The organism is Mesorhizobium sp. M7A.F.Ca.CA.002.05.1.1, from assembly GCF_003998335.1.
Taxonomy (GTDB): domain Bacteria; phylum Pseudomonadota; class Alphaproteobacteria; order Rhizobiales; family Rhizobiaceae; genus Mesorhizobium.
This window is the reverse complement of record NZ_RZQI01001475.1, coordinates 1-788: the sequence shown is the minus strand read 5'-3', so window position 1 is coordinate 788 and position 788 is coordinate 1. Positions and strand designations below refer to the sequence as shown.

At 62.8% G+C, this 788-nt stretch carries 1 protein-coding gene and 1 pseudogene; both read right to left on the bottom strand.

Annotated elements, in window-relative coordinates:
• Positions 1–456, bottom strand: a pseudogene (locus tag EN939_RS36465) (mandelate racemase/muconate lactonizing enzyme family protein); the annotation flags it as partial.
• A gap of 5 nt (positions 457–461) precedes the next feature.
• A partial coding sequence (locus EN939_RS36460) for a TOBE domain-containing protein (protein ID WP_127272078.1) occupies positions 462–788 on the bottom strand: 327 nt, incomplete at its 5' end.

Below are 788 nucleotides of genomic sequence, written 5' to 3'. Positions count from 1 at the left end.
GTCAACCAGCGCCTGCGTCTCGATGTGCAGCCAACCGCCTTCGGTCGTGTAGAGCGGGCAGCGATCCTTGGCACCGCCGGCCAGTTTCCACAGCGGCAGGTTCTGTTTCTTGGCCCGCAGATCCCATAGTGCCGTGTCGATCGCCGCGATCGCTATAGCGGTGATCGCGCCAATCGTGGTGGCATGCGTGGCGAATTCGAGATCGTGCCAGATCGCCTCGATCATGTCGGGGTCGCGGCCGATCAGGCGCGGCACCAGATGGTCTGACAAAAGCCGCATCACCGACGAGCCGCCGGTGCCGATCGTGTAGCTGTAGCCGGTGCCGACCGCGCCGTCGGAATCGGTGATGGTCACGATCGGCGTTTCCTGGCTGACGAAGCTCTGGATGGCGTCGGTGCGTTTGACCTTGGGCACAAGGTCCACCATCCGAAGGTCGACTTTCTCGATTCTGGTCATGCCGATCAGCTCCGCAATGTCTTTCCGGTCTCAGTGGCAAACAGATGCGCCTGCGACATGTCGAGGCTCATGGCGACGCGCTCGCCCGGCCGGAGTGGCCTCGGGTTCAGCATGCGCGACACCCAGTCCGTACCGTTGAATTCGACGAACACCAGCGTCTCGTTCCCGAGCGGTTCGGTAACGGTGATCGGCAGTTCGATCTGGTGGACGTCTGCCGCGCCACCGGAACTGATGCCATGGCCGGTTGGATAGATGTCGTCCGGCCGTAGCCCGAACACAACCTTGTCGCCGGTCGTGACATTGGCCTTGAACTGAGCGGGCAGCGGCAGCTT